The 14,849-nt window shown below is 64.5% G+C and carries 14 protein-coding genes and 2 pseudogenes; 8 read left to right on the top strand and 8 right to left on the bottom strand.

From position 1 onward, the window contains the following. Positions 1–35 precede the first annotated feature (35 nt). Positions 36–704: pseudogene (locus METLW3_RS28745) on the bottom strand (AAA family ATPase); the annotation flags it as partial. Next, the gene (locus METLW3_RS0107255) at positions 701–2,077 is read right to left on the bottom strand and encodes a 3' terminal RNA ribose 2'-O-methyltransferase Hen1 (RefSeq protein WP_024879296.1); all 1,377 of its coding nucleotides are present in this window, start codon (positions 2,075–2,077) and stop codon (positions 701–703) included. The gene METLW3_RS0107255 and the pseudogene METLW3_RS28745, both read right to left, overlap by 4 nt. Positions 2,078–2,493: 416 nt before the next feature. On the opposite strand from METLW3_RS0107255, the pseudogene METLW3_RS29055 reads away from it, so the two are divergent. Then, positions 2,494–2,675 (top strand): annotated as a pseudogene (locus METLW3_RS29055) (IS6 family transposase); the annotation flags it as partial. A 154-nt stretch (positions 2,676–2,829) separates the two neighbouring features. On the opposite strand, the gene METLW3_RS0107250 reads toward METLW3_RS29055, so the two are convergent. Then, positions 2,830–3,612, bottom strand: coding sequence for a hypothetical protein (locus METLW3_RS0107250; protein WP_036308732.1), 783 nt, complete (start codon positions 3,610–3,612; stop codon positions 2,830–2,832). Between the two features lie 167 nt (positions 3,613–3,779). Next, positions 3,780–5,144, bottom strand: a complete 1,365-nt coding sequence (locus tag METLW3_RS28145; RefSeq protein ID WP_157516529.1) for a hypothetical protein — start codon at positions 5,142–5,144, stop codon at positions 3,780–3,782. Between the two features lie 267 nt (positions 5,145–5,411). On the opposite strand from METLW3_RS28145, the gene METLW3_RS28140 reads away from it, so the two are divergent. Further along, entirely contained in the window at positions 5,412–5,921 is a 510-nt protein-coding gene (locus METLW3_RS28140; RefSeq protein WP_157516528.1) for a hypothetical protein, read from the top strand. A gap of 23 nt (positions 5,922–5,944) precedes the next feature. On the opposite strand, the gene METLW3_RS0107240 is transcribed toward METLW3_RS28140, so the two are convergent. From METLW3_RS0107240 to METLW3_RS0107230, 3 genes are all read right to left on the bottom strand, one after another. Then, the gene (locus METLW3_RS0107240) at positions 5,945–7,165 is read right to left on the bottom strand and encodes an AAA family ATPase (protein WP_024879293.1); all 1,221 of its coding nucleotides are present in this window, start codon (positions 7,163–7,165) and stop codon (positions 5,945–5,947) included. A 4-nt stretch (positions 7,166–7,169) separates the two neighbouring features. Then, complete coding sequence (locus METLW3_RS0107235; protein ID WP_134188041.1) at positions 7,170–7,760, bottom strand: hypothetical protein; 591 nt, start codon at positions 7,758–7,760, stop codon at positions 7,170–7,172. Between the two features lie 93 nt (positions 7,761–7,853). After that, positions 7,854–8,762: a LysR family transcriptional regulator gene (locus METLW3_RS0107230; RefSeq protein ID WP_024879291.1), complete on the bottom strand. Its 909-nt coding sequence runs from the start codon at positions 8,760–8,762 to the stop codon at positions 7,854–7,856. 110 nt (positions 8,763–8,872) lie between these two features. Here METLW3_RS0107230 and METLW3_RS0107225 point away from each other — a divergent pair, with 110 nt between their 5' ends. The 4 genes from METLW3_RS0107225 (at position 8,873) to METLW3_RS0107210 (ending at position 11,961) form a co-directional block, all read left to right on the top strand. Next, on the top strand, positions 8,873–9,673 hold the full coding sequence (locus METLW3_RS0107225; RefSeq protein WP_024879290.1) for a type 1 glutamine amidotransferase domain-containing protein: 801 nt from the start codon (positions 8,873–8,875) through the stop codon (positions 9,671–9,673). 84 nt (positions 9,674–9,757) lie between these two features. Next, positions 9,758–10,048, top strand: a complete 291-nt coding sequence (locus METLW3_RS0107220; RefSeq protein ID WP_024879289.1) for a putative quinol monooxygenase — start codon at positions 9,758–9,760, stop codon at positions 10,046–10,048. Between the two features lie 97 nt (positions 10,049–10,145). Continuing rightward, positions 10,146–10,886, top strand: a complete 741-nt coding sequence (locus METLW3_RS0107215) for an SDR family oxidoreductase (protein WP_024879288.1) — start codon at positions 10,146–10,148, stop codon at positions 10,884–10,886. A 61-nt stretch (positions 10,887–10,947) separates the two neighbouring features. After that, complete coding sequence (locus tag METLW3_RS0107210) at positions 10,948–11,961, top strand: aldo/keto reductase (protein WP_024879287.1); 1,014 nt, start codon at positions 10,948–10,950, stop codon at positions 11,959–11,961. A 783-nt stretch (positions 11,962–12,744) separates the two neighbouring features. Here METLW3_RS0107210 and METLW3_RS28135 read toward each other — a convergent pair. Then, on the bottom strand, positions 12,745–12,984 hold the full coding sequence (locus METLW3_RS28135) for a hypothetical protein (protein ID WP_134188040.1): 240 nt from the start codon (positions 12,982–12,984) through the stop codon (positions 12,745–12,747). Between the two features lie 189 nt (positions 12,985–13,173). On the opposite strand from METLW3_RS28135, the gene METLW3_RS0107195 reads away from it, so the two are divergent. Together METLW3_RS0107195 and METLW3_RS0107190 are read left to right on the top strand one after the other, a co-directional pair. Continuing rightward, positions 13,174–13,674, top strand: coding sequence for an RNA polymerase sigma factor (locus tag METLW3_RS0107195; protein WP_024879284.1), 501 nt, complete (start codon positions 13,174–13,176; stop codon positions 13,672–13,674). Positions 13,675–13,761: 87 nt separating this feature from the next. After that, positions 13,762–14,706: a FecR family protein gene (locus METLW3_RS0107190; RefSeq protein WP_024879283.1), complete on the top strand. Its 945-nt coding sequence runs from the start codon at positions 13,762–13,764 to the stop codon at positions 14,704–14,706. Positions 14,707–14,849: the final 143 nt, after the last annotated feature.

Below are 14,849 nucleotides of genomic sequence, written 5' to 3'. Positions count from 1 at the left end.
AGATCGCCGACGAAGACCAGCTTGCGGCCATGCGGGGCCGAAACGGCGACGGCCTCGCCTTCACCCTCGACGACATAGCCGAGCGATTCGAGCAGCCGCCGCAATTCGTCGAGGCAGCCATGCACGTCGCCGATCACATCGAAGGGGCCGGTATCGTCGCGCTTGTCGGTCCACATGGGGCGGCGCTCGACGACCGCCGCCTCGATCGCCGCGACCGAGGACAGCTTCCAGATCTGCCGAAAGCCCTCATTGGCGAGCCCGCGCAGGCCGCGATGAATCTCCTGAATCATGCGCTGCGGAACGCCGGGTCCGAAATCGCGATCCAGCCGCGCCTTGTTGCGCTCGATGCAGACATCGAGGCCCGGATCGACGACGATCGCCACGGGCAGCGCGTGCCAGCGGCGCGCGAGCTCGACCCAGGATTTGCGATCAGCGGCGCGCACATTGGTCGCGTCGATCACCGCGAGGCGGCGGTTCTTCAGGCGCTTCTCGGCGATGGCGGCAACGAGCGCGAAAGCGTCGGCGGAGGCCGATTGGTCGGTCTCGTCGTCGCAGACGAGACCGCGGCAATGATCCGAGGAGATCACCTCCGTCGGCTTGAACCAGCGCGAGGCGAAGCTCGTTTTGCCCGCGCCCGTCGCGCCGATCAGCACGACGAGGCAGAAGTCGGGAATGTCCAGGAGGGTCGGGAGAGGCGCATTCATCTCGAGAACACCGCAACCTGTGTGACGGGGCCGAGCTCCGGATGCTCCTCGCCTATGCCGGAAAAGGCGACCGAATAGCCGTGGCTCTTGGCGATCACCTGCGCCCAATCGTGAAATTGCGCGCGGGTCCATTCGAAGCGATGGTCGGGATGGCGGAAGGCGCCGGCGGGCAGAGAATCGAACAAAGCGTTATATTCGGCGTTCGGCGTCGTCACGATCACGGTCTTCGGATGCGCTGCGCCGAAGACGATCTCGACCAAAGTCGGCAGACGGTCGGCGTCGAGATGCTCGATCACCTCGACGAGGGCGACGGCGTCGGCATCGGCCCAGCGCGCGTCGCGATAGGTGAGCGCGCCATGCAGCAGACTCACGCGCTCCATCGAAGGGCCTCCGGCGCGATCGAGCTTCAAGCGCTCCTTGGCGCGCTCCAACGCGCGGGTCGAAGCGTCGAGGCCGATCACACGTTCGAAGCCGCGCTCCTTGACCAGACGTTGCAGCAGCCGGCCTTCTCCGCAGCCGAGATCGGCGACGCTGCGCGCGCCCGCCTCTTTCAACAGGCCGACGACGGCGTCGAGCCGCCGATCGTGCAGACGCAGCGGCGCCTCCAGCGCCTCCTCGCGCGGCGGCGTCTTTTCGTCCTCCAGACCCTCCTCAGCCTCGGTGTCCGGCGCGAGACGCGCGAGGGCGGCGCGCGCGAGGCTGCGGCGGTTCTTCAAGAAGCGCCGCGCGATCGTCTCGCGCTCGGAGTGCCCGACGAGCCAGGCGCCGCCTTTGGCGACGAGCTTCTCCACCTCGTCGTCGCCGACCCAATAATGCTTATCGGCGTCCATCGCCGGGATCAGCACATAGAGATGACCGAGCGCATCGGCGAGGCGCAGCGTCCCCGCGAGCCGCAGCTCGACATAGCGCGAGGGGCCGTCCGCCCCCTCGATTCGGCGCGCCTCCACGGTCCAGCCGAGCGGCCCGAAGAGACGCTCCAGCAAATCGCCGTCGCGCGGCGCGGGGAGAGGCGCGACGACGATCTCGAGCGGGATCGCCGTCGCCGCGAGCTCCGGCCGCTCGCGCGAGACGCCGGTCATCGCCGTGCGGAACGCCTTGTTGAGCGCGACCGAGAGGAAGGACGACGCCGCATAGGGACGGTCGTTGACATATTGATCCGCGACCCCTTCGGCGCCGCCGCGGCCGCGCACGAGTGCGACCGGATCGAGGTCGAGGACCAGCGCCGCCTCGCAGCGCTCCACGTCGGCCTGCGGGAAAAACACGGTTCCGCGTCCAAAGGACAGCTCGAGGTCATGAGCGCGATCGGGATGCTTCATCAGCAGAAAGCCGAGATCGGTGGCCGGCGCATGCGTGGTGGCGATGGACAAATACATGGCGGATATCGAGTTTGCTCGGCAATGAGTTCGGCGCGGACGCCTATAGCAGGCGAGCTTCGACTTGTCTCGGCCGAGGGCGGCGAACGAGAGGCGGAGATCGACGCCGCTGACCTGCTGACCACCACGCCGATGGTCCGCGGTCTTGCGTCCAGGCGCCACCATGATGTATCAGTGTCACCGTTGGACGGCGGTGTTGCCGGATAGGGTTTTCCGGTAGAATCACGATGTTACGCGCCTATTGGTAGCGAGTCCATCCTCCGCTACCACTCGCCGTAACGCCGAAACAATCCTATCCGTACAATGTTTTAGCCGTCCGCTGGTAGTCGGCTCTACGTGGCCCTTGCGCGTCGGGTTCTGGTGCGAACGGCGTGAGCAGGGCATAATCCCCGAGGGCGGAACCGAACGCCGGGGTTATGGGCGATGCTGAGCGCGAACGATCTTTTCAATGGGTCATCGTTCTCTGCGTGCGCTGATATCTGCGATACAAGCTCAGCTTCCGAGATCTCGTGGAAACGATGCGGAGCGCAGCTTGTCGTTGGCCCATACGACCATCATGCGCTGGGTTCAGCGCTACGTTCCGGAGGTCGAAAAGCGGTGGAACCGTTTCGCGCCGGGCTGGCGGATCGTGGCGCGTCGATGAGACCTGCGCCAAAATCAAAGGGCCACCCATCGCGTAGTTATCGGCAAAAATTGCACCGCAACCGGCTTGCTCACCGAAAAATGCTCGCACCGGCATGATCGCTAAATTTTCAAGGTCGAAGCGGACTCTTGGGCAATGCGCGGTCTGTTTCCGTTACGGCTGTGGATGTCTGCCCTGTCCAGACCAACTGTAGAATAGTGTCCCACTTTGCGGCCCAGGCTTCGAGACGCTGAACATATCGTGATTTGTCCAGATTTCGCGCGAGATTATATTTGTTCCAGTCATTGTCCAGCCATGCGACCTTTGTCGATGGCGTGATCCCCTCGACCTCGGGATTGAAAAAGAATTTCGCGATCAGCAGGCGCTCGTGGCTCGCATAGCGGAACATGGCTCCGAGCATTGTGCTCGGCACAGTGACGCGCCTTTCGTCGAGGTCGCCGAAAGCGGCGCGCAACAAAGTGTTTGGCTGCTGCGACGAGGATTCCTGCGCGTCGGTGATGAGCAAGTCGACATAATAGCATCGCTGATCGCCAAAATCCTCGTTGCGGACGAGCTTGGTGAAGATGACGTCGCTCCTCTCGCAATTGGCGTCGGCGCGAAATCCGGTCGGGCTCGGCGTCGTCTCGTCGTTTCCGATTAGCAGCACCAGCCCGCGCAGCTTCCCTTCCGACTCGTTCGCCAGCGCCTTCACATCGATGGTGACGTGATTTGTGTCTGTGCCCGGCAGGGAGGCGACGACGCGCCATGTTCCTGCCGGGAGCGGGATGACGCGGCCGTTGAAAGAAATTTCGCGCTCGAGAACATCGCCATATTTCACGGTGGAAATGGGCGGCTCCGGTTCCGTCGCCGGCGTGGCGCCGGAGCTCGGCGAGACATAAGCGCTCGGAGTCATTGGCGATCCGCTCGAACCCGCCCGAAGACTCGTGAAGCTCGGCGGATAGGCGAGAGTGAGTGCGGAGGCGCAGATCGCGATGATCAACGCTGTCCGCCACGCGGGCGCGGTTCGCCAGAGGTGTTGGAAGCCCGACATGATTTCCTGTTCTCTGCGGGGGAGCCGCCTCAGTGTTTCGATCGTCGGACGCGAGGATGGAGCCTGGCCCAGGGCGCGGATGCGTCGTCGAGCCTTCGCTCGAAAGCCGCTTGGACGAAACCGTGCCAGCTTTTGATCCATGTCCGCAAAGAGGCGTAGACGGCCTTTTGCCGTGGGCCGAGCGGCCCTCGGCTCGGCAGCCATTTCGACTTGTCGTTCGCCTCCGCCTCGGGCAGCTCTTCCGAGAGCCGGGTCGAGGGGAAGCCGTACATCAGGACCGCCGTGCGATCACGGTCGCCGATCTCGAACACTGGGTTCAAAATTAGTTCGGGCGCAGAGACCCCGCGCGCGCGCAGCTCCGCCTCGATCGCCTCATATCCGCGGAAGGCTCGCCGAATTCCTGCGCCGTCGTCGATGTGTATCTCCCAGCAGTCCTGAATGGCGCCGAGCTCGAAGCGCTCGCGTTCGCTGAAAAAGCCGGAAGCGTGCGCGCAGGTGTTTCGAACCTTTTCGACCGGTAAAGCCAAATCGGGCCGCGCATAGGCGATGCTGACAACGCCTTCGAGCTTGCCCTTCGACAGCTGCGCCAGAACGATCTCGTCCGCGACAATCGAGTCGTCGATGGATTGCGGAACCGCCGCCAGCAGAGTCCAGGCGCCGCGCGGCAGAGGCCAGCGGTTGCCGCCGAGCGGCACGCTGCCGATGTAGGTTTCGCCGATCCGCGGATTGGCGACCGGACGAAATCTTTCGCTTTTGAGATCGAAGTTCCGCCATTTCGCGGGGAGCGGCCCGTTATCGAGCTCTCCGCTCAGTCCGGCGCGCACCGCCTCCGCCCAGCGGCGCGTCCACCAGCGCCACTTCTCGACGAAGGGCGTCCATTCGATGGGAACAGCTCCCGCTCGGTAAGATTTGGGCGCTGGTAGTCCGGCGCGCTCTGGCGAAAATCCGACGAAGACGTAGAGGCTGATGAGCTTGTCGGAAAACGCGAAAAAGGAGCCGATGAGCTGTGGCGGCACGTTCGTCACCCCGCGGGCGACCAGCTCCCGATATAATGGAAAGCGGGCGTCCTCCGGCGAAATCTCGGTCGGATTGATGACCGCGCAATAGTCGTCGGGGCCACGATAAGATGCGAGGTCGATCGAGCGCTTCTGCGCGCACAAGCTCTCTTCTTGCGGATCGAGAAAACGAGCTTCGATCTGGATCACGCCCTCGAGCGCATGATCGGCGATGCGTACGAGTGTGACTTGATCGATCGCGGTGGCGTCGTCTGAATCGACCTGCGGATTGCGCAGCACGTCTTTCCACTTCCCCGGCGGCAACGGCACGAGAAAGGGGCCGATCGGCGCGACGTCCGAGAACACTTCGCCCGCCCGGATTCCCAGGTCAGGCAGCATGGGAATGTCGCTCCTCGGATTTCGGAGGCGGGGCAGCCGCAGGGGCGCAGCCGTCGGTTCCGCAGCGCTCGCGGCCGGGCCGGCCAATCCGTCTCTCACCCTATGGTCCCAGTGAATGGCCCATTCTCGCAGCATCAGCATGATGCTGAGCCTCAGCCCTTCGAATGCGTCGTTCGAGCGTGGTCCTCCAGGCCAGAGCGCGGGCGGAATTTCTTTTCCGTCGCGAGCGCCCGAATAGAGCCGCTCTGTCCGCAGCCACACGAACGTATGGGCTATGACGCCATTTCGCTTGGTGACGGACGAGACGGCCGGCAGCAATCCGATCGTCTCTTCAGACGGAATTTTGAGCCGAATGACATCGGAGACCGGATCGGGCGGCAAATTCGTCCGATCGATTATCCCGAGCTTCCAGCAGCTATAGTCGCTTTCTGCGTCTCGTATCGCTTTCTCGCCTTGATACCGGGCCTTCGGCGGATCGCATTCCCCCGAGGCGCTCGCATCGGAGCCGGGTCGATCGCCGACTTCGCCGACGGCGAACATGACGAGCGCTTCGAATTTGCGCCGCTCGTCATATCGGGCGAGCGCGACGCGGAAGGCGCGGACGCCGTTGGGATTCAGCTTCGGCACATAAGCCAGAAGCTCCCAGCTTCCTTCCGGCAGGGGCCAATCACGGTCGCCGAAGCGAATGGCGCCGACATAGACATCGCCTTCTTTCGGAGGCGATGGGGCGCTCCTCGCGGGCGCCGGCCCGAGAAGGACCACGACGAGCGCTGCTAAGAGCGTCGAGAGAAACGGACGTCTCATGCGGGTTCGACCACCACTCTGCCGCCGTCATTGACGAGCATGACGCGCTGCGCATTGCGCTGCTTCGCCTCGATCAGAGAATCGCTGATCGTGTCTTCTATCGCGCGCGCCAGATCGCGCGACGATGCGGCCGCGCCGAGGCGCTCGTGCCGCTGCATGATATCGAAGAGCAGATGCGCATCTATGCCGCCATCGGCGACCGAAAGGCCATAGCCGGCGATCATCGCCTCGATCTCGAGCGCGGCCACTCGCGCGACATCGAGCCCTCGAAGCGGCGCGAACACGAAAATCCGATCGATCCGATTGAGAACCTCGGGCGCGAAGCTTTCAGCTTTCAGCGCCTCCACCGAGGCGCGGCGGATCTCGTCGGGCGCGCCGGCGCCGGCCTTGGCGATCTTCGTCAGCTGCTCCGTCGCCGCATTGGTCGTCACGATGAAAATCGCACGCGTCGTCGAGATCTGGCGTCCGTCCGACGCCTCGGTCACGAAACCGTCGTTCCATGCGGTGAGGAATTTCTTGTGAACCTCGTCATGCGCTTTCTCGAACTCGTCGAGCAGAACGACGACTTCCGGGTGGTTGCGCAGCATCGCCGTCAACTTTCCATAGCTGTCGGAGCCGGCGTAGCCTTGCGGCGAGCCGAATATTTGGGTCGACGCCAGAGGCGAGGAGAATTGCGTCATGTCCAGATGGAGCAGCGGCCGATCCAACGCCACCGCGAGACATTTTCCGAGATAGGTCTTGCCTGTTCCAGGCGAGCCCGCGAACAAGAAAACGCCGACCGGCCTGTTCCGCAGGCTCAGCGCCAGACGGCGACGAATTTGCGCGGCGATGTCGTCGCACACCTCGTCCTGCCCGATGACCTTCGCTTTCAGCCGCTGTCTCAGATCATTGGCGTCGATCAGCACCGATATTCGGCTTTCGCCGGCCACGAGGCGCTCCAGCGCGTTTTTGTTGGTGAGGCGGTCGAGAATATCCATGATCCACCTGTGGGATAGAAAGCGAGGCCACGCCCTCCCGGCGTGGAGCAGTCCGGCGACAACTGCGGCCCAGGCCATTGTCGCTACAGCAAAATAGAACCAGGAGCCGCGTGTGAGGAACGCATTGGCGGATTGCGTGGTGACGCCGGACTGAATCGCCAATTGGAGGGTGGACAAAATCCATAGGGGCAGCAACAGCAATGGCGCGTAACGCGTGAGCGCGGAGAGGAGCCGCTGCATGGCGCTATTCCAAAATCACCGGGATTGAAATTTGCTGCCCAACGCTCAGCACGGCGAGAGGCGCGGCTCCGTCCGGCCCGACGAGACCGACGGTGACTCCGCCGCCGCCGCCATCGACGACGCCGATGACCGTCGCCACCCCGTCGGAGGGAAAGGGGATCGCTACGGCGACCGGCTGCTTGGCGAGCCGGATCATTCGAGAAAATCCACCGCTTTGAAATTCGATTACATCGCCGTCCTCGGCGTCGGAATCGTAGAAAACGATCCAGACCAGCTTCGCCTGTCGCGAGGCGATATCCGCTTCCAGGCTCTCTTGCGCCTGCGACGAAAGCGCCATTTCGAGCATCGCCGCTTTCATCTCCCTCGGTTCGACCGAACGTAAGGCGACGGGCGGCCGGGCCTCGGCGATAGACGCGCGACGCGCGATTTCCGCCGGAGAAATCCGATCCTCCGAGGAGCCGGTCATCTGCGCCGCGCCGATCAGTGCGGCCGTCGTGGCGGCGACGATTATCGGAATAGTCGGAAGCTTCGGCGCCGGCTTCGGCGTCGACTTGCAATCGGGGCGCGGAAAGCTGTCCATATCTACATGAACCAAGAAGATTATCAGGATGGTGATAAAGTATGATAACATATCGTCGATACGCTTGCGACCGGAATCGCTCGACGTTTGGGGTCGAGCGCGGCGCGCTCAAATCTCGCCGACGATATCGCTCGCGACTTCGGCGATCAAAGACCGCAGCCAGCGATGGGCGGGGTCGTGGCGGTAGCGCATGTGCCACGCCATCTCGACCGGGAAGGTTCCGAGATCGACGGGCGCCGGCAGCACCTTGAGCCGTCGGTCGTCGGCGAGGCGGCGGCAGATCAGGCGCGGCAAGGTCGCGCAATAATCGGTGACCGCCACCATCTCCGCGACCGCGAAGAAATTCGTCACTGAAATGGCGACGTCGCGCCGCAGCTCCTGTCGCGCCAGCGCCTGAAACAGCCCCACGCGCAGGCGGCCGGGCGGAACCACATTGACGTGGCGCAGCGCCTCGAACTGCTTCCTCGTGATCTTGTCGCCGATTTCGGGGTGGTCCGCCCGCACCACGCAGGCCAGGCTCTCCTCCATCAGATGCTGCACGACGAGATTGTCCGGCGGGTCGACGATACGGCCGAGAACCATCGCCGTGGCGCCGGAAACGACTCCGGTCTCGGCGAGGTCATTGCCATAGGGCGTGAGACGCAAAGTGACTCCCGGCGCGATCCGCCCGAGCCGCGCGACGATCGCCGGCGCCAGCACATATTCGACATAGCTGTTGGGTGCGATGGTGAAGAGACGCTCGGCCTTCGCCGGATCGAAATCCTGCTGGCCCAGCACGGCGTCGTCGAGCTTCGTCAGCGCATCGGCGACCACCGGAGCGAGCTCCAGAGCGATCGGGGTCGGCTGCACGCCGTAGCGCCCGCGGATGAAAAGCTGATCTTGCAGCATCGCCCGTAGCCGCGCCAAGGCATTGGACATGGCCGGCTGGGTCATGCCGAGCCGCTCCGCCGCGCGAGTGACGCTGCGCTCCTCCATCAGGGCGACGAAGATGGGCAGCAGGTTCAGATCATAGCGCATCAGTTATAATCCCATACCTATATCTAGAATAAAAGAAATAAAGCTGCAGAATGATAGGCGCAGGCGCATGTTGGCGGCGTCCAAGGGGACGTGAGCCAATGGAGGCTGCAATGACCAAGGGGAAAGTGCTGGCGATCGGCTCCAACGCCACACGGATCGAGGTCCAGGGCGGCGGCTGGGGCGCGACCGGTCAATATCTCAACGAAACCGTCATCCCCGCCATGGCGCTGATCGACGCCGGCTATGAGATCGTCCTCGCCACGCCCGACGGAACCAAGCCGCATATCGACGCAACGTCGGACACGGCCGCGCATTTCGACAGCGACGAGGCCGCCTATCGGCGCGCGAAAAGCTTCTACGCCGAGCATCCCGCGATGAACGCGCCACGCAAGCTGCGCGAGGTCATCGCGGAAGGCCTCGACCTTTATGTCGGCGTCTTCGTTCCCGGCGGACACGCGCCGATCACAGACCTCATGCAGGATCGCGAAATGGGCGAAGTCCTTCGCCATTTCCACGAAAGCGCCAAGCCCACCGCCCTACTCTGCCACGGCCCGATTGCGGTGGTCGCGGCGATGCCGCACGCTCGCGAATTCCGCGCGGCGCTGATCGCCGGCGCCGTCGAGATCGCCAGGAAATGGGCCGAGGGCTGGCAATATGCCGGCTATAGGATGACCGTCTTCTCAGCGAGCGAGGAGACGGTCGCCGAGAACCAGATCCTCCATGCGAAGCTCTATTTCGACATGCCCTTCGCGCTGACGGCGGCAGGCGGCGAGGTTTCCGTCGGCGCGGTCGACTTCGCGCCGCATGTCGTCATCGACCGCGAGCTCATCACCGGACAGAACCCGCGCTCCGATCATCCGATCGCCGCGGCCCTCATCGCGGCGTTGGATCGCTCGCTCGCGCCGACATGAGCAAATGAAATGAGAACGCGCATGACCGGCGGGGCGCTGCGCATGCGCGTCGCGCTCCTCGCGACAGTCGAAGGACGGACAGCAATGACAGTGAAAATCATCGCTCTGCTCACCGCCAAACCCGACAAGCAAGAGGCGCTCGAAACGCTGCTCACCGGCATGATCGCGCCGAGCCGCGCAGAGCCGGGCAATCTGCGCTACGATCTATGGCGCGACCAGACCGATCCCGCGCGCTTCGTGCTCGACGAGCTCTACACGAACAGCGAAGCAGTTGCGGCGCATCGCGAGACGCCCCATTTCCACGCCTATCTCGCGGCGATCAATGATCTCGCCGAACGGACGGCCTTGTCGCTCGACCCCGTCCAGGTGGGCTGACCGTCCAATCATCATCTCCGGCGGTGCGAGAAGGCCGGAACCGTCGACCACGTCTCCGGCGGAAGCCGAACACGCGCGACAAAAGAGGATTTGCATCATGAGCGAAGGCATCGAAGGCAAGGTCGTGCTCATCACCGGCGGCGGCGTCGGACTCGGCGCCGAGACCGCGCGCCATCTCGCCGCGCGCGGCGCCCGCATCGCCGTCGCAGCGCGCCGCAAGGACAAGCTCGATGAGGTCGTAGCCGAGATCACGAAAGCGGGCGGAGAGGCGCGCGCCTATCCTTTGGATGTGACCGACAAGCATCAGGTCAAGGCGGTCGTCGATGCGGCGGTCGCCGATTTCGGCCGCCTCGACGTCATCGTCAACAATGCCGGGCTGATGCCGATCCGTCCCATGATCGAAGTGAACACCGAGGAATGGGACGCGATGATCGACGTCAATCTGAAGGGCGTGCTCTATGGAATCGCCGCCGCTCTGCCGATCTTCGTCGCGCAGGACAGCGGCCATATCATCAACATCAGCTCCGTCGCCGGCACAAAGGTCTTCGCGCCGGGTGGCACGGTCTATTCGGGCACGAAATTCGCCGTGCGCGCGATCTCCGAGGGGCTCCGGCAAGAAATCGGCGGCAAGATCCGCGTCACCTCGATCGAGCCGGGCGCCGTCGACAGCGACCTCAAATATTCGACGACGAGCGGCGCCCGCGCGACTGTAATGGATTTTTACAAGATCGCTATTCCGGCCGCTTCCGTCGCGCGCGCCATCGCTTTCGCGATCGAGCAGCCCGCCGATGTAGACATCAATGAAATCGTGCTGCGCCCGACTACGCAGGAATTCTGATCGACCAGGGTCCGGCGGCAGGCCGGAAGGCCGCCGCCGGAGGAGCCAAAGGATGGAAACGGTGAGCATACAGAAGCTTCTGCCAAGCAAGCTCGGCTTCGGCGCCGCCCCGCTCGGCAATATGTTTCGCGACATTCCAGAGGAGGAGGCGCGCGCGACTGTGGAGGCCGCCTGGAACGACGGCGTCCGCTATTTCGACACGGCGCCCTTCTATGGCGCCGGCCTCGCGGAACTCCGCTTGGGCGAGGCCTTGGCGGGCAAGCCGCGCGAGGATTACGTCATCAGCACCAAGGTGGGCCGCGTCATCCTCGACGAGGTCGAGGACATCGGCGCCCGCGATCTCGGCGAGACGAGCGGTGTCTTCGCTCATGGCCGTCCGAACCGCATCGTCAATGATTATTCGGAGAGCGCGACGCTGCGCTCGCTGGAAGACAGCCTGAAGCGCATGAGGACAGACCATATCGACTTCGTCTTCGTCCATGACGTGGCGCAGGACTTCTATGGCGACGAGTGGCTGGCCATGTTCGAGAGCGCGCGCCTCGGAGCCTTTCGCGCACTCGACCGGCTGCGCGAGGAGGGCGTGATCGCGGGATGGGGCCTCGGCGTCAACCGCGTCGAGCCGATCGAGATCGTGATGGAGCTCGACGAGCCGCGTCCCGACATATTTCTGCTCGCCGGCCGCTACACGCTGCTCGACCATGAAAAGGCGCTTCAGCGCGTGATGCCGATGGCGGCGGAACGCGGTCTGCGCATCGTCGTGGGCGGACCCTATAGCTCGGGCGCGCTGGTGGGCGGACCCAATTTCGAATATGCGCCGGCGACGCCGGCCATTCTCGACAAGGTCGCGCGGATCAAAGCGATCGCCGACGAGCATGGAGTCGGCATGAAGGCGGCCGGGCTGCAATTCTCGCTCGCGCATCCGGCGGTCGCGGCGGCGATACCCGGCGCGAGCCGTCCGAGCCGCATTGCAGAGGATCGCGCCGCCATGGATGAGATCATTCCGGCAGAGTTTTGGCGCCGTCTGCGCGACGCCGGCCTCATCCACCCTGCCGCGCCCACTCCTGTCGCACGGTGACAGGGCTCGCCGGCTCGATCCGAGCGGGCCATTCGCGCCATTCGCCGCCGCAACCATTTCGCGGCCGAGCCGACCGATTACGCACGCCTCAAAGATAGCCGCGGCGGATCACGGATTCCGTCGCGGCGCCAGAGTGCTACAAATGCGCGTGACACCACTCGGCCAGCATCGCCGGACGTGATGCGACGCCAATGACTTGCGCATTCTGGCGCCCGGGGGCGGTATCCCCCCGCCCCAGCCAGAATTCCACAAATTACTGGAATCACTAGAAAATCGCCTTAGCTGGGGCGAGTTTCCACATCCCTTGTGACACATGGCTTCACAGCTTCGCTCTTCAGCGAATCTCCCGGCGCACTGGCGTAGGTCTGGACGAGCGTTCGGCGTCGGCTCGCTCGTTTTCTGCTCCGCTCGGCTGGCCGAGGCCTCCGGCTCGGGCGTGCAGATGCGCGCCGCGCCGAGCGCGACCATCTCCTCGCAACAGACCGCTTGCAGGATTTTCGCCGTCCCGCTCTGACGGCTCGGCGGCGCCAGCCGCTGCACCGGCGCCAGGAAAGTCGGCCTGCTTTGCTGTGCTTTGACGGAATGCTGTCGATCGAGCCGCGCCGTTCGATCCATGTGACGATTCTGCAACAGGCGATGCGCATTCGCCTGGCGTCTGGTCCTCCGCCCTTGACTCGGCGCAGGATCCAGAGGTTCCGTGAGCAGCATGGACAAGTCCGCGCCTTGGACGAAGAGGGGCGCCCGCATTTTGATCGCGGGCCTAACGGCGTGGGTCCTCGTCATTCAAGGCATGACAGCCGCGGCGTCGGCGCGCTGGAACGTCGTGGACGGCGGCGCCGTCTCGGCGGATTTCGCTCGCTGCGCGGCCGACAGCGACGCTGGCGACCATCGACATTCGCCCGTGCGGCACATTTCCTGTTCCTGCTGCATCCCGTGCCGCTCCGGCCAATTCGGCGTCCTCGGCGATAGTGCCGCGGCGACGCCGGACAGCATGAGACCATCATTTCCGATCGCCGGCGCCATTTCCACCTATTTCCTCCTGATCGGAGAACCGGCGTCGCCCCTCGGCTGGATCACCTCTTGGTCACAGCGCGCGCCGCCTCGGCTCGCATAGCCTTTTTGCTTCGCCGCCAGCGGCGCGCAGACGCATTGCCCCGATCGGGGGCGGCGGAGCCTGCCCGAGACTCTCCCTCGCTCCTGCCGGAGCCCCTCATGCTCGACGACAAAAAGTCGCTTCTGCGCGCGCTGTTCTTGCGTAACCGGCGCGAGTTGCTCGGCTATCTCACGCGGAAAGTCGGGGCCGACAATGCTGCGGATCTCCTCCAGGAGACCTTTCTCAGGGCGCTGCGCCATGAGAGCTTCGAGACCGTCCTCGATCCGCCGGCCTTCCTCCAGCGGATCGCCGCCAATCTCAGCCTGGATTTCGCCCGCCGGCGCAGGACCGAGACGCGCTATCTCGAATATGTCGATTATTTCGTCGACGCCCCGTCCGACGCGGCCACGCCCGACGAGATTCTCGAATACAAGAGGAAGTCGCAGAGGCTCGACGCGGCGATCCGAGCACTGCCGCCCCGCTGCCGCGACGTGTTCCTCATGGCCGTGTTCGAGGACATCCCCATGAGCGAGGTGGCGCGCCGGCTCGGCATTTCGGACAGAATGGCGCGCAAGCATATGGCCAGCGCCATCCGGCTGTGCCGCGCCGCTCTGGATTGAGACGAAATTTTCGCGGGCGAGGTTCCGTTTTGTCCGCCTTCGCCGTCGGAATAGACGATAGCCCTCGGTCGCCTCTGGGACTTCGAAATGCGCCAAGACCCGAAAGACTCCGATGAAGACCCCGCCCGCGAGGCCGCCATCGCCTGGTGGGTCGCGCGCCGATCCGGCCCGCTGCCGCCGTCGGAAGAGGTCGCCTTTCAGGCGTGGCTCGCGCGCGATCCGGCGCATCGCGCGGCCTTCGCCGATATTTCCGGCATGGTCCGACATGTGCGGAGCATGGAGCCCGCGCTCTACGCGCACGTGCGTGTCCCTGCGGTCCGGCGCTATGAGCGACCGGCGGCCGCCCTCGCCGCCGCCGCCGCATTCGCCTTGCTTCTGGGCTTCGACGATCTTTCGATCGCCCTGCGCGCCGATCGCTCCACGGGCGTCGGCGAGATCCGCTCTATCGTCCTGGACGACGGCTCCAAGGCGCATCTCGACGCGCGCTCGGCGATCACGCTGCGATATGCGGCGGGCGAGAGGCGCGTGGTCCTGCTGCGTGGCGAGGCCTTGTTCGAGGTCGCGCCGAACCCGGCCCGTCCTTTCGTGGTGGAAGCGGCCGAGGGGACCGTCACGGCGCTGGGCACGGCTTTCGACGTGGCGCTGATCGGCGATGGCGCGCGCGTCACGGTGACGGAGCATAGGGTGGAGGTCCGCAGCGGCGGCGGGAATGTCGTCGTCGAGGAGGGGCGGCAGTCCTCCTATGACCGCGACAGGCCGGCGGCCGCGCCTGTAGCCCAGGACGTGGACGCTGCGACGGCGTGGCGGCGCGGCAAGCTGATCGTCGAGGATCAGCCTCTGGGCGAAGTGCTGGCCGTGCTCGGCCGTCATCGCCACGGCTATGTTTTTTGTCTGCGCGCATCAGATTGCGCACGCCGCGTCACCGGCGTGTTCGGCGCCGACGATCCGATGCGTACGCTCAGGGAGATGGATCAGGCTCTCGGGCTCCGCGCCACATTTCTCACGGATTATGTGATCGTCCTGCACGAGTGAGGGCCACGGGGCCTTTCGCGGGGAAGAAAATTTTCGAGAGCCGGTTCCGGTTTCCATTTCGAGCGCGTCGGATAGACGGGGACAGCAATGAGCCCCATCACTGCTCGAAGGGAAACGAAGATGGCGGCGAGGGCGAGAGGGCG

This window comes from Methylosinus sp. LW3 (assembly GCF_000527115.1).
In the GTDB taxonomy this organism is placed as follows: domain Bacteria; phylum Pseudomonadota; class Alphaproteobacteria; order Rhizobiales; family Beijerinckiaceae; genus Methylosinus.
The sequence above is the reverse complement of the archived record's forward strand: the minus strand, read 5'-3'. Positions and strand labels throughout refer to the sequence as shown.